This is a genomic window from Pseudomonas helvetica (assembly GCF_039908645.1).
Classification (GTDB): domain Bacteria; phylum Pseudomonadota; class Gammaproteobacteria; order Pseudomonadales; family Pseudomonadaceae; genus Aquipseudomonas; species Aquipseudomonas helvetica.
This window is the reverse complement of record NZ_CP150917.1, coordinates 5,960,860-5,974,185: the sequence shown is the minus strand read 5'-3', so window position 1 is coordinate 5,974,185 and position 13,326 is coordinate 5,960,860. Positions and strand designations below refer to the sequence as shown.

At 60.6% G+C, this 13,326-nt stretch carries 14 protein-coding genes; 4 read left to right on the top strand and 10 right to left on the bottom strand.

Translation table 11 applies throughout. The features are described 5' to 3' along the window. The first annotated feature begins 24 nt into the window (after positions 1–24). Both mutM and AABM55_RS27625 read left to right on the top strand, forming a co-directional pair. On the top strand, positions 25–837 hold the full coding sequence (gene mutM / locus AABM55_RS27630; protein ID WP_054594486.1) for a bifunctional DNA-formamidopyrimidine glycosylase/DNA-(apurinic or apyrimidinic site) lyase: 813 nt from the start codon (positions 25–27) through the stop codon (positions 835–837). A gap of 54 nt (positions 838–891) precedes the next feature. Next, complete coding sequence (locus tag AABM55_RS27625; RefSeq protein WP_103316813.1) at positions 892–1,215, top strand: multidrug transporter; 324 nt, start codon at positions 892–894, stop codon at positions 1,213–1,215. A 99-nt stretch (positions 1,216–1,314) separates the two neighbouring features. Here AABM55_RS27625 and AABM55_RS27620 read toward each other — a convergent pair whose 3' ends face one another. From AABM55_RS27620 to AABM55_RS27600, 5 genes are all read right to left on the bottom strand, one after another. Further along, positions 1,315–1,566, bottom strand: coding sequence for a YfhL family 4Fe-4S dicluster ferredoxin (locus AABM55_RS27620; RefSeq protein WP_019694109.1), 252 nt, complete (start codon positions 1,564–1,566; stop codon positions 1,315–1,317). Positions 1,567–1,690: 124 nt separating this feature from the next. Continuing rightward, positions 1,691–2,170 (bottom strand): pantetheine-phosphate adenylyltransferase, encoded by a 480-nt coding sequence (gene coaD / locus AABM55_RS27615; protein ID WP_008019993.1) that lies wholly within the window; start codon positions 2,168–2,170, stop codon positions 1,691–1,693. Positions 2,171–2,285: 115 nt separating this feature from the next. Beyond that, positions 2,286–3,881: a GMC family oxidoreductase gene (locus AABM55_RS27610; RefSeq protein WP_347928250.1), complete on the bottom strand. Its 1,596-nt coding sequence runs from the start codon at positions 3,879–3,881 to the stop codon at positions 2,286–2,288. A gap of 64 nt (positions 3,882–3,945) precedes the next feature. Then, positions 3,946–4,491, bottom strand: coding sequence for a twin-arginine translocation pathway signal protein (locus AABM55_RS27605; protein WP_347928249.1), 546 nt, complete (start codon positions 4,489–4,491; stop codon positions 3,946–3,948). A gap of 26 nt (positions 4,492–4,517) precedes the next feature. Then, positions 4,518–5,948, bottom strand: a complete 1,431-nt coding sequence (locus AABM55_RS27600) for a coniferyl aldehyde dehydrogenase (RefSeq protein ID WP_347928248.1) — start codon at positions 5,946–5,948, stop codon at positions 4,518–4,520. Between the two features lie 147 nt (positions 5,949–6,095). Here AABM55_RS27600 and AABM55_RS27595 point away from each other — a divergent pair, with 147 nt between their 5' ends. Both AABM55_RS27595 and AABM55_RS27590 read left to right on the top strand, forming a co-directional pair. Then, positions 6,096–6,767 carry a TetR/AcrR family transcriptional regulator gene (locus AABM55_RS27595; protein WP_216744012.1) on the top strand — a complete coding sequence of 224 codons (672 nt, stop codon included), beginning with the start codon at positions 6,096–6,098 and terminating at the stop codon, positions 6,765–6,767. A gap of 33 nt (positions 6,768–6,800) precedes the next feature. Further along, on the top strand, positions 6,801–7,655 hold the full coding sequence (locus AABM55_RS27590) for a sulfurtransferase (protein WP_347928247.1): 855 nt from the start codon (positions 6,801–6,803) through the stop codon (positions 7,653–7,655). A gap of 37 nt (positions 7,656–7,692) precedes the next feature. Here the strand turns inward: AABM55_RS27590 and AABM55_RS27585 are convergent, their stop codons facing one another. From AABM55_RS27585 to AABM55_RS27565, 5 genes are all read right to left on the bottom strand, one after another. Further along, positions 7,693–8,523: an AraC family transcriptional regulator gene (locus tag AABM55_RS27585; RefSeq protein WP_347928246.1), complete on the bottom strand. Its 831-nt coding sequence runs from the start codon at positions 8,521–8,523 to the stop codon at positions 7,693–7,695. Positions 8,524–8,527: 4 nt separating this feature from the next. Then, on the bottom strand, positions 8,528–9,526 hold the full coding sequence (locus AABM55_RS27580) for a hydrolase (protein ID WP_347928245.1): 999 nt from the start codon (positions 9,524–9,526) through the stop codon (positions 8,528–8,530). A 72-nt stretch (positions 9,527–9,598) separates the two neighbouring features. Then, positions 9,599–10,216, bottom strand: coding sequence for a 16S rRNA (guanine(966)-N(2))-methyltransferase RsmD (rsmD, locus tag AABM55_RS27575; RefSeq protein ID WP_347928244.1), 618 nt, complete (start codon positions 10,214–10,216; stop codon positions 9,599–9,601). Further along, on the bottom strand, positions 10,216–11,706 hold the full coding sequence (locus AABM55_RS27570) for a pitrilysin family protein (RefSeq protein WP_347928243.1): 1,491 nt from the start codon (positions 11,704–11,706) through the stop codon (positions 10,216–10,218). Before AABM55_RS27570 ends, rsmD begins: the two co-directional genes overlap by 1 nt. Continuing rightward, positions 11,699–13,060: a pitrilysin family protein gene (locus tag AABM55_RS27565; protein WP_347928242.1), complete on the bottom strand. Its 1,362-nt coding sequence runs from the start codon at positions 13,058–13,060 to the stop codon at positions 11,699–11,701. The genes AABM55_RS27570 and AABM55_RS27565 overlap by 8 nt, the downstream gene beginning before the upstream one ends. Positions 13,061–13,326 lie beyond the last annotated feature (266 nt).

Below are 13,326 nucleotides of genomic sequence, written 5' to 3'. Positions count from 1 at the left end.
GTTTTCAGCTGATCCGGGAACACCATGCCTGAACTGCCAGAAGTCGAAACCACCCGTCGCGGTATTGCCCCGTTCCTTGAAGGGCAGCGCGTCAGTCGCGTGATCGTGCGTGATCGGCGTCTGCGCTGGCCGATCCCCGAGGACCTCGATGTGCGGCTGTCCGGGCAGCGCATCGTGTTGGTGGAGCGACGTGCCAAGTATTTGCTGATCAACGCCGAAGTTGGCACGTTGATCAGCCATTTGGGCATGTCGGGGAATTTGCGTCTGGTGGAAGTCGGCTTGCCGGCGCTCAAGCACGAGCATGTGGACATCGAACTCGAATCCGGCCTGGCGCTGCGCTACACCGACCCGCGACGTTTTGGCGCGATGCTCTGGAGCCTCGATCCGCTGAATCACGAATTGCTGGTTCGTCTGGGGCCGGAGCCGCTGACGGATCTGTTCGATGGCGAGCGGCTATTCCAGCTGTCACGCGGGCGTTCGATGGCGGTCAAGCCGTTCATCATGGACAACGCCGTGGTGGTCGGGGTTGGCAACATTTATGCGACCGAAGCACTGTTTGCTGCCGGGATCGACCCGCGCCGCGAGGCCAAGGGGATTTCCCGGGCGCGCTATCTGAAGCTGGCGATCGAGATCAAACGCATTCTGGCCGCCGCTATCGAACGCGGCGGCACCACGCTGCGCGACTTCATTGGCGGTGACGGCCAGCCGGGGTATTTCCAGCAAGAGTTGTTCGTGTACGGCCGTGGCGGTGAGCAGTGCAAGGTCTGTGGTAGCGAATTGCGGGAAGTTCGCCTCGGGCAGCGCGCCAGCGTCTTTTGCCCGCGTTGTCAGAGCTGAGAATTCCTACGGTCTATAGTTAGTGGTCTGACTGCCTAGCCGAAGGACCGTGCCATGAGATCGATTCGAACCCTTGCTGCCGCGCTGCTGTTGAGCATCGGCTTATCTGCCCAGGCGTCCGACGGCGGCAGCGGCGACCCCAGTTACAGCATCCATAACCCACCGGCCTACGCGATGATCGGCGATCTGCTGATCGCCCGCCCGTTGCTGGTCGCGGCGACGGTGATCGGTGCCGGGGTGTTTATTGTGTCCTTGCCGTTTACCGCGCTGGGCGGCGGGGTAGGCGATGCGGGGCAGGCGCTGGTGGTCGATCCGGCGAAAGCGGCGTTCGTCCGTTGCCTGGGGTGTATCGGGGAGGGGTTTGAGCAGCAGCAGTAGCTTTAAAAGCATCGCGGGCAAGCCTTGCTCCTACGGGATTTCACCGACCTGTAGGAGCAAGGCTTGCCCGCGATGGCGTCGGAACTGACACCAAAATACTCAAGCCTTGCCGGTAAGCTTGCGGTACTTCTCCATCAACTGCTCTTGAGTTTCTGGATGCGCTTCGTCCAGCGGAATGCAATCCACCGGGCAAACCTGCTGGCACTGTGGTTCGTCGTAGTGGCCGACGCACTGGGTGCAGAGGTTCGGGTCGATCACATAGATCTCTTCGCCCTGGGAGATGGCGGCGTTCGGGCACTCGGGTTCGCAGACGTCGCAGTTGATGCAATCGTCGGTGATGATCAGGGACATTGGGACTCCTGCCGGGGTGTTCTGCCCAGGCATCTGAAAACTGATGCGTACAATTGTGCCGCATCGGCGCCCGCAGTGCACGCAGGCGCGATGGACTGCAAGAGATAGCAGTCTGTGGCAGCGCCTACTTCTTGAAGCGCAGGGTCAGCGCGTCGGCCACGACAGGGTGGACGAACTTGGTGATATCGCCCCCCAAGGCAGCAATTTCACGGACCAGCGTCGAAGAAATGAACGAATAACGCTCGGACGGGGTAAGAAACAGGCTTTCCACGTCCGGGGCCAATTGGCGGTTCATGTTAGCCAGCTGGAATTCGTATTCGAAGTCCGATACCGCGCGCAGGCCACGCAGGAACACGTTGGCGTTCTGCTCTTTGGCAAAGTGCGCCAGCAGCGTCGAAAAGCCGACGACTTCGACGTTCGGCAGATGTTTAGTGACCTCGCGGGCCAGCTCCACACGCTGTTCCAGGGGAAATAGCGGGTTTTTCTTCGGGCTGGCGGCGACGGCGATGATCACGTGATCGAACAGGCGCGAGGCGCGTTCGACCAGATCGCCATGGCCCTTGGTAATAGGGTCGAAGGTACCTGGGTACAACACTCGGTTCATCGCGTCGTCCTGGCGGGAGTCCGTTGGGGAGTCGGATGGTATCGCAGCCTTCCCGGTCGGCCAAGTCGCCTTTGGGGTAAGAAAGCACTATAGACGATGCGAATTATGGGTTTTTTCATAGGTTTTTTAAACGCACAGCCAGCGCTGTCGCCAGTTGCGCGGTCAGTCCATAGACCGACAATTGCGGGTTGGCGCCAATGCTGGTGGGGAACAGCGAGCCATCATGGATCGACAGATTACTCAGTTGATGATGGCGGCCGAGACTGTCGGTGACGGCATTTTTCGGGTCTTCACCCATGGCACATCCGCCCATCACATGAGCGCTGCCCAGTCGTGTGCGGTACAGCTCAAGGCTCAGGCCGTCGATCAGAGCACGTGCCTCGGCGAGGGTTTTCACGTAGCGCGCATCGGCGTGCATCGGCATGACCGCGTTGGCACCGCCGGCAAACTGGATCTCGGCCATGCTGTGGAACGCTCGACGTATGCCATCCCAGGCATAGGCTGAGACCTGATAGTCGAGCACCGGTGAGCCATCGCCGCGTAACTCGACGCTGCCACCCGGGCTGTCCGGGTGAAAACCGTCACGCAGCAGGGCCAGCATCGCGTGGGTGTGCGGCAATTGCTGCATGTGTCGAGCGTTCTCTTCGCCAAAGCCACCGAGCAAGGTCGCCGCCAGCGCCGGGTGTAGCGGCGGTACCTCCAGCTTGTAGGACATTTTGCCGGTGGTGCCGTCCTGCCATTGAAAGTGGTCGGAGTAAATCGACTGCGGCGCGCCGTAAAACGGGTTGATCACCTCGTCGAACAGCCCGGCGGACATGTTCACCAGGTGCAGAAAAGTCCGCTTGCCAAGGCGCTCATGGGGATCCGGGGCTTTTGAGCGCAGCAACAATGCCGGGCTGTTGATGCCGCCACCGGCCAGTATGTAGTGCCGCGCCTTGACGGTGATGCTACGCCCGGTCGGTGCCACGCAACGTTCATCCATTGCCGCGCAGTGCAGGCCGGTGACTTTGTCATCCTTGATCAGCAGGTGTTCGGCGCGGGCGAGATAGAGCAGCTCGCCACCTTTTTCCAGGGTTGCGGGGATGGTGGTGACCATCATCGATTGCTTGGCGTTGGTCGGGCAGCCCATGCCGCAATAGCCGAGGTTCCAGCAACCGCGCACATTTCGCGGGATCACGTGCCAGCTGTAGCCGAGCTGTTCACAACCTTTTTTGATCACGTTGTTGTTGGCATTCGGCGGCATCATCCACGGGGCGACGCCAAGGTGCTGCTCCATTTTTTCGAACCAAGGCGCCATTTCGGCCGGGCTGTGGCCCTTGACGTCGTGTTCTGTGGCCCAGTGTTCGAGGGTCGGCTCGGGGGTGCGAAAACTTGAGGTCCAGTTGACCAGCGTCGTGCCACCGACTGCGCGGCCTTGCAGGATGGTGATCGCGCCGTCCTTGCTCATGCGGCCGATGCCTTCCTGATAAAGGCTGGAATAGGCCTGGTCTTCGAGCATCTTGAAGTCGCTGCTGGTCTTGAGCGGGCCTTCTTCGATCAACAGCACTTTGTAGCCGGCAGCGCTGAGGATTTCGGCGGTGGTGCCGCCGCCAGCGCCGCTGCCGATGATCGCAATGTCGGCTTCCAGCGTCAGATCATTGGCCAGTTGCGAGCCGTTGTAGGTTTTCCAGCCACGGGCCAGGCCTTCGCGGAACGGATCGGGTACGGGCATCTTTGGGCTCTCTTATTGTTTTGGATTCGGTGGTGATGCGGCTCGCGATAGGGACACCTCGGTCTCAAACGACGGGCGGCCCCGGATATCCGCAATGTGCCCAGGACTCGGCGCGCTTGTACCAGGCCATCATCACCAGTTGCAGGATCGAGCTGTGGCCCATGCGCAACAGGCTCAGCGAGCTGTTTTGCCAGCGCTGCAGGAATTGGCGGATGTCGTCGCTGCTGGCGTTCTCCCAGTGGCCCCAGATGCCGGTCAGTGGCCCGCGAGTGATAGTCATGCCGAGCACGTCGAACAGTTGCTGGGTCAGCTTGAGCATTTCCGGCGACAGATGATTGAGGTCATGGTCCAGTGATTTCAGGGTGCCCTCGATGGCACCCGGGAGTTTTTCGACGGCCACGGCGCCGTCGAGCATCACCGGGATCAGCACGCGCAAGAACGGCAGATCACTGCTGCGCAACATGGCGAAACCGCTGGCCGGGCTGCTGGCCGAGCAACCACTGAGACTGGCGCCAAGGCCCGCGGTGGTCAGGAAGGCGCTGGCGCAGAGACTGAATTTGAGCAGGCCGCGCCGTGTCAGCGCGGGGGATTCGGTCAGGCTTGGGTTCATTATTGTTATTACCCGGTCATGAGGCGTCAGCGGATGAACAGCTTCTGGATCAGCTTCTGGATCGACTTGCCGTAAGGTGGATAAATCAGCTTCGCCGCGTTAAAGCGCTGCTTGATCAGCACGCCTTTGGCTTTGCTGAACGTCAGGAAGCCTTCATGGCCGTGGTAATGGCCCATGCCTGAAGCGCCGATACCGCCAAACGGCATGTCGTCTTGCGCGACGTGCAGCAAGGTGTCGTTCAGGCACACGCCGCCGGAATGGGTTTCGTTGAGGACGCGATTTTGTTCGGCCTTGTTGTAGCCGAAGAAATACAGCGCCAGCGGACGTGGCCGCTGATTGATGTAGGCAAACGCCTGGTCCAGATTCTTGTAAGGCACGATAGGCAGCACCGGGCCGAAGATTTCGTCCTGCATCACGATCATCTCGTCGCTGACATTCAGCAGCAGGCTATGGCTCATGCGTCGGTCCTGATCCTGCTCGAACATCGGAATCAGCAGCGCGCCCTTGCTGGTGGCGTCGCTGAGGTAGCTGCGCAGCCGGGCCAATTGGCGCTCATTGATGATCGCGGTGTAGTCCGGGTTGTCCGCGAGTGTCGGGTAAAACCCGCGAACCGCCTGACGATAGGCTTCGACGAAGGAACCGACCCGTTCTTCCGGGACCAGCACGTAGTCCGGCGCGACACAGGTTTGTCCGGCATTCAGGGTTTTACCGAAGGCAATGCGTTCGGCGGCATCCTTGAGCGGTACATCGTGGGAAACGATCGCCGGAGACTTGCCGCCTAATTCCAGTGTCACCGGTGTCAGGTTCTCCGCCGCCGCGCGCATCACATGTTTGCCGATACTGGTGGCACCGGTGAACAACAAATGATCGAAGGGCAGCCTGGAAAAGGCCACGCCGACCTCGGCTTCGCCCAACACCACGCACACCAGGTCTTCGGGGAACACTTTGGCCAGCAACGTTTTCAGCAGTTGCCCCGTGGCCGGGGTGGACTCGCTGAGTTTGAGCATCACTCGGTTGCCCGCCGACAACGCGCCGACCAATGGGCCGATGGCCAGGTACAGCGGGTAGTTCCACGGCACGATGACTCCGACTACGCCCAGCGGCTGATAAACCACCTTGGCCGCCGCCGGCTGAAAGGCGATTCCGACCTTGCGCGGGGACGCTTTCATCCAGCCTTTGAGGTGTTTGCTGGCGTATTGAATACCGTGCAGGCTCGGCATCAGCTCGGCGAGCAGGGTTTCATCGGCGCTACGGTTGCTGAAATCCTGGCTGATCGCGTCGATCAAGGCCTGACGCTCGTCACTCAACAGATCACGCAATGCCTTGAGCCATTGCTGGCGTTGCGCGGCCGGCGGCATCGGGTGGGCCGCGTAGGCCTGGCGCTGGGCGGCAAACAGAGCGTGTAGCTCACTCAATGGCTGTTGAGAGTTTTGCAGGTAGGCAATGTCGGCGGGCATCGTAGCTCCGGTTTTTTTTAGAATGAGGAAGTTTTTAGAGTCTATGCTCTAGAAAGTCAAATGACATCCTCGGGAAGCGATGATTTATCCGCCAGCGGATAGGTCGTAAGATGCCCGGCAACGCACAGAAGAATTAAAGCTCAAGCCATGGCCCCACGAATAAAAACCAGCGAGCGCATCGTGCAGAACAGCCTGGAGCTGTTCAATCAACAGGGTGAACGCAGCATCAGTACCAACCATATCGCTGCGCATATGGAGATTTCTCCGGGCAACCTGTACTACCACTTCCCCAACAAGCAGGCGATCATCGCCGTGTTGTTCAGTGAGTACGAAGCCCTGGTAGAGAGCTTCCTGCGCCCACCCCAGGGCCGCGCCGCGACCGTTGAAGACAAGCGTTTCTACTTGCAGGAACTGCTGTCTGCCATGTGGCGCTACCGGTTTTTGCACCGTGATCTCGAGCACTTGCTCGACAACGATGCGGAATTGGCAGCCCGCTATCGGCGTTTTTCGCAACGTTGCCTGATCCAGGGCACGGCGATTTACGCAGGTTTCGTCGAGGCCGGCATCCTGTGCATGGACAAGGTCCAGATCGAGTCCCTGACGCTCAACGCCTGGATCATCCTCACGTCCTGGGTGCGCTTTCTGTGCACCACACGGGAAAATTCCAACCATCTCAGCGAGCAAGCCATTAAACGTGGCGTGTATCAGGTACTGGTGCTGGAAGCAGGATTTGTCACGGAGCAAGCGCGCGAGGCGGTCAATGCCTTGTTCGAGGAGTTTTACGTGCCGTTGGCCCAGGCTCTGGAAGAAGTGCAGTAGGATCGATCAAAGACTTAATCACAGGAGCCCGCTATGCCCATTGCGCAACTGATCAGCCCGAATGCCCTGGACCAGAAAAAGGCTCAGGCCGGGTTGGTGATTCTGGATTGTCGTTTTGCCCTCGAAGACCCGGATTACGGCCAGCGCAGCTATGCTCTGGGGCATATCGAGGGGGCCTCGTTTGCGGACCTCGAACGTGACCTCAGCGGACCCGTGGTCAAGGGGGTCACCGGTCGCCATCCATTGCCGACGCCCCATCACTTGATTCAGCGTTTGCAGGATTGGGGTATCAATAACGACAGCGAAATCGTTTTGTATGACGACGGCCCCGGCATGTATGCCGCCCGGGCCTGGTGGTTGCTGGCGTGGCTGGGCAAGCGCGACGGCGTGTTCATTCTCGACGGTGGCCTCAAGGCCTGGCACGCGGCGGGTTTACCGCTGAGCCTGGATCCTCCGGCAATCAGCCGTGGCTCCTTTACCGGCGTGCCAGACCACACCTTGTTAGTGAGTGCCGAAAAACTGCAACAGCGCCTCGGTCAACCGAGCCTGACCTTGCTCGACGCCCGGGGCCTGCCGCGTTTTCGTGGCGAGGTAGAGCCGATTGACCCGGTCGCCGGGCACATTCCCGGCGCGCAATGCGCGGCCTTTACCGACAACCTGGATGCCGACGGGCGCTTTCTTCCTGCCGATCAGCTCAAGCAGCGCTTTGCCGCGAAACTGGGTGATCGTTCGCCGACCGAACTGGTGGCGTATTGCGGCTCGGGCGTGACTGCGTGCCACAACCTGTTTGCGTTGTGCCTGGCCGGTTATCCATTGGGCTCGCTGTATGCCGGGTCGTGGAGCGAATGGATCACCGATCCGGCGCGGGGCGTCGCTACCGGCGACTAATCGTCAATCCCCTGTGGGTATTGGGGGGCTTTGAGACTCAAAGCAGTCGGGCGCTGCGATAAGCCCCCGGTCCCACGCCATAAACCTTCTTGAACTGCCGGCTCAGATGACTCTGGTCGGCAAAGCCGAGCCGGGTGGCAACCTCCAGTGGCAGGCAGCCTTCCTGTAATAACGCACGAGCCTGGGCGATACGCTGCTGCATCAGCCAGGCGTGCGGCGGCATACCGGTGGCGTAGCGAAACACTCGGGCGAAGTGGAAGGGTGAAAGGTTCACCGCAGCGGCCAGTTCTTCCAGGGAGGGTGGTGCCGCGAGCTGCGCGTGCAGCAGTTCCTTGGCTCGGGCGATGGCCCGATGTTCCTGTCCAGGTTGACCGGGCGTTGCTACTGCGGCGTGACGTTGCAGCAACGACAGCATCATTTCCCGCCATGCGGTCTGCTGTTGCAGCGCACTGGCAGGGCTCTCCAGCAAACGGTGCAGTTGGCAGAGGCCACTCACCAGATCCGGGTCGCGATACAGCGTCGCACCAAAGGCCGGCAAATCGTGGTCAGGCAGCTCAAGTTCGCCCAGCAACGAAAGGATTTGCTGATTGTCGGGATAGAACGCCCGGTACAACCAACCGTTGTCCGTGCCTTTGTGGCCAGTGTGCAATTCGTCTGGATTGATCACCACCAACGTCCCGCTGCCAGCCAGATGTTCGGCGCCGCGATAGCGGTAGCGTTGAGCGCCGGCCATGATGATGCCGATGACGAAGCCGTCGTGTACGTGAGGGACGAAGCGCTGTTCGATGTAGCGCGCGGACAACAGCTCGACGCCGGCCAACGGTGCCGTTTGCCAGAAGTGGATCGACTCGCCCGGATTGGCCTCCATGACCTTACTCGCGACCTGTGTTGGTCAGCCAGTGCGGGATACGCCGTTCCAGGTAGTAGCCGGGGTTGCGGAATGTGCCGTCGACAAAGCCGACATGCCCGCCCTTGGCCTGCAACTCGAACTGCGTGCAGTCCGATAACTCGCTGGCGTGCGGCAAGCTGTGGAGAAATACGAAAGGATCGTCGGCCGCTTGAATGATCAGGGTCGGCGTGCGGATCTCGCCGAGAAAATAACGGCTGGAGGCGCGGCGATAATAGTCATGCGCGTCCTTGAAGCCGTTCAGTGGCGCAGTCACCCGGCCATCGAAATCCCAGAACGTGCGCAGGTTCTCCAGTGAGCCGAGTCTGGCCAGGGTCTCCAGGCCCTCGTGGTGGCCGTCGTGCAGGAACTTCTGTTGCTTGGTCTTGATGTAGGCGAGCATTTCGCGCATGAAGTGCGCTTGATAGATCCGCGAAAATCCCTGACCGATGCGGTCGGCGCATTGGTCCAGGCGAAAGGGTACCGAGACCGCCACCGCGCCCTGCAACTGACTGCCACTGCCGGTTTCACCCAGGTGCTTGAGCAGCACATTGCCGCCCAGCGAATAGCCGACCGCGTACAGCGGCGCCGACGGGCGGGTGGCGCGCAGGTGGTTGATCGCCGCCGCGAGGTCTTCGCTGGCGCCGGAATGATAGCTGCGCGGCAACAGATTCGGTTCGCCCGAACAGCCGCGCCAGTTCAGCGCCACGCTGGCCCAGCCTTGGGCGAACAGGGCTTTTTGCAGGCCGGCGACATACGGTGAGTTCGAAGAACCGGTCAATCCATGCAACACCAGCACCAGAGGTGCATTGGCGCTGTGCGGCCCGTGCCAGTCGAGATCGAGGAAGTCGCCATCGTCGAGCCACAGACGTTCGCGTTGTCGATCCAGATGAGTGGTTTTGCGCCACAACGGTCCCCACAAGGTTTGCAAATGCGGGTTGCCGAGGCCGAAGGCCGGGATGAAACGATCAGGCGGTGTAGGCACGGTTGTTCTCGATGCAGCGGCGCGTGCCAGAGATTGTTAACCCCAGGCACGCGCCTTGTTCAGGCCGGTGGATTAACCGGCGATCTCTGCCAGACGGTGCCACAACGCGTAGTAGACCCGCCCGGACTTTTGCTCCCGGTGCAGGCGCCAGCCCCCTGGCAGACCGAGGGTCGATGGCGCGGTCTCACTTTCAGTGTAGATCCACGCGTCGTCGGCGAGCCATTGGCGTTCTTCAAGTAATGTGCAAACGGCGGGCAACAGGTTCTGGTTGAACGGTGGATCGAGGAACACCAGGTCGTAGGCGATCGCGGGCTGGGTTTCCAGGTAACGCAAGGCATCGGCGGTTTGTACCTGGCCGACGGTGCAACGCAGCGTTCCCAAATGTTCTTTCAGGCTGGAAACCGCCAGGCTGCTGGCGTCCAGCGCCTGGCCCATGGCGGCGCCACGGGACAGCGCTTCGAGAAACAGCGCGCCGCTGCCGGCAAACGGATCGAGAACCTTGGCCCCGGCAACGTACGGTGCGAGCCAGTTGAACAGGGTTTCACGCACGCGGTCGGGCGTCGGGCGCAAGCCTGGCGCGTCCGGGAAACTCAGGCGACGGCTGCGCCATTCGCCACCGATGATGCGCAATTGGTTCACGCCGTTATGCACGTTATGAACAGGTTTTTTAGGACGCGATGGACTGGCCATTAATGCTCCGGAACCCCGAGCGGCTGCTCGGATGGTTTGTCAGTTGGGGCCGGTAACGGCTTTTGCGGCACGGTCGGACCAGCAGAAACGATGACCATTTTGTCCGTGCTCAGGTGTTTGTTCATTGCCGCGGTGACCTGCTCGACCGTCAGGCTTTGCGACTGCCGCATGAAGTCTTCAAGGTAACTCAGCGGCAAGTTATAAAAGCCCATGGCGCCCAGTTGGCCGACGATATCGGCGTTGCTGGCGTTGGACAGCGGGAAGCTGCCGGCCAGTTCACGTTTGGCGTCGTCGAGTTCTTTCTGGGTCGGGCCGGTTTTCAAGTAGTCGGCGAGCACGTCCTGCACCAGTTTGAGCGTGCCTTCGCTCATTTCGGCGCGGGTTTGCAGGTTGATCATGAACGGGCCACGGACCTGCATCGGGGTGAAACCGGAATAAACGCCGTAGGTCAGGCCGCGTTTTTCACGTACTTCGCTCATCAGCCGGGTGCCAAAGCCGCCGCCACCGAGAATCTGGTTGCCCAAGGAGACGGCCGCGTAGTCCGGATCGTCACGGTCGATGCCCAGTTGCGCGAGCATCAGGTTGGTTTGCTTGGACGGAAACTCGATGTGCCCGATGCTGGCTTGTGGTTCGGCCGGTTGTTCGATTTTCGCCAGCGCCGGGCCTTTTGGCAGTGCGACGGAAATCTGTTCGGCAATCGCTTCGGCTTCGCTACGCGACAAGTCGCCCACCAGTGCAATCACCACGTTGCCCGCGGCATAGGCTTTCTCGTGGAAGGCCCGCAATTGCGCCACGGTAATCGGCGGCACACTTTGCGCATTGCCGTCGCTTGAGTGTGCGTAAGGGTGGTCGCCATACAGGCGCTTCATCAGCTCAAGGCTCGCCAGTTTGCCGGGGTTCTGCTTCTGGTATTCGAAGCCGGCGAGCAACTGGTTCTTGATGCGTGCCAATGAGTCGGTCGGGAACGTCGGTTTGCCGACCACTTCAGCGAACAGTTTCAGCGCCGGCTCGCGTTTATCCACAGCACTCAGGCTGCGCAATGTGGCGACGGCCATGTCTTTGTAGGCGCCGTTACCAAAGTTTGCGCCAAGGCCTTCGAAGCCTTCAGCGATCTTGCCGACATCTTTACCGGCGATACCTTCGTTGAGCATGGCATTGGTCAGCACCGCCAGACCTGGTTTATCACCGTCCTGACTGCTGCCGGCAGCGAAGATCAGGCGCATGTCGAACATCGGCAGTTCCGGGGCTGCAACGAACAGCACCTTGGAGCCTTCAGCGGTTTTCCAGGTTTGCACGTCCAGCGTGCGGTGGCTCGGCGCTTTACTGTCGAGTTCGGCCAGTGATTGCAGCTTTTTGCTGGCCTTGGCCTGGTCGAGGGTTTCGCTGGCATTGGTCTCGGCCGAACGGCTGAGGTAGAAACTGAGCGCGGCGACCAGTGCGACGAGTACCAGGCCGATCAGGGCCAGGCGTGGTTTTTTACTCTCACTCATGAGCGGTTTCCTCGGGCAGTGGCAGTACATGCGCAACGCTGAGACGTTCGCGAGTGAAATAGGTGCGGGCGGCTTTCTGGATGTCTTCCGGTGTCACGCTTTGCAGCTCGGCGAGTTCGGTGTCCATCAACTTCCACGACAGACCGACGGTTTCCAGCTGACCAATGGCAGTGGCCTGGCTGGTGATCGAGTCACGCTCGTAGACCAGGCCGGCGATCACTTGTGCGCGTACACGTTCAACTTCATCAACCGAAGGCGCGGTGGTTTTCAGCTGTTCGAGCAGTTTCCACAGGCCGGCTTCGACCTGGGCCATGGTTTTGTGTTTCTGGGTGTTCGGCGATGCCGACAAGGTAAACAGGCTGTCGCCGCGGGTGTAGGCGTCGTAGCTCGATGAACCACCGGAGACCAGTTCTTCGCCGCGCTCCAGTTGCGCCGAGATGCGCGCGCTGTAGCCGCCATCAAGCAATGCCGCGATCAACCGCAGGGCATTGACCGAGCGCTTGTCTTGCGCGGTGGCGATGCTTGGCACGTTGAAGGCCAGCATCAGGCTCGGCAATTGCGTCTGTACATGCAGGGTGATCTGGCGCTCGCCAGGCTCGGCCAGTTCCAGCGGAATCTTCGCTGGCGGCACGTCGCGCTTCGGGATCGGTCCGAAGTAGCGCTGGGCCAGGGCTTTGACTTCGTCCGGGGTTACGTCACCGACCACCACCAGCGTGGCGTTGTTTGGCACGTACCAGGATTTATACCAGTGGCGCAGTTCTTCGACCTTCATGCGATCCAGGTCAGCCATCCAGCCGATGGTCGGCGTGTGGTAGCCGCTGGCCGGGTAGGCCATGGCCTTGAAGCGCTCGTAAGCCTTGGCCATCGGCTTGTCGTCGGTGCGCATGCGGCGCTCTTCCTTGATCACTTCGATCTCGCGGCTGAACTCGTCGGCCGGCAGGCGCAGGTTGGCCATGCGGTCGGCTTCCAGTTCAAAGGCCACGCCCAGGCGATCACGCGCCAGCACCTGGTAATACGCGGTGTAGTCGTCGCTGGTGAAGGCGTTCTCTTCGGCACCGAGGTCGCGCAGGATCAACGACGCTTCGCCGGGGCCGACTTTCTCGCTGCCCTTGAACATCATGTGTTCCAGGGCGTGGGACAAACCGGTCTGGCCCGGGGTTTCGTAGCTGGAGCCAACCTTGTACCAGATCTGGGAAACGACGACGGGTGCACGATGATCCTCGCGCACGACGACCTTGAGGCCGTTGTCGAGGGTGAATTCGTGGGTCGGTTGGGGGGCGGCAGCCAAAGCTGAAAGGGGCAGACAAACTGTGCTGAGCAGCAGGCCTGCAGCGCGGCGGGCTAGAGCATTCATTCGTTTTTAAACCTGTTGGGCTGCCCGCTAGGTCTTAGCGTCAGCGGGCTAGAGGGTGCTAGGATACTGATCCGTTTTACTGGCGGCCACGCCTATCAGGCTTTTGTGCTTGATCAGGCTGTATGGGTTCACGGCGGAAAGCCTCTGTTTATCAGCTAAACTCCGCTTTTTCGCCGATTTTGCCAGTTCAGTCCTTCGTAAAATCGATCCTTGAGGTGCTGTTGAGCACTTCGACAAAATGTTGCGCGTGAACAAGCTGGGTGAAA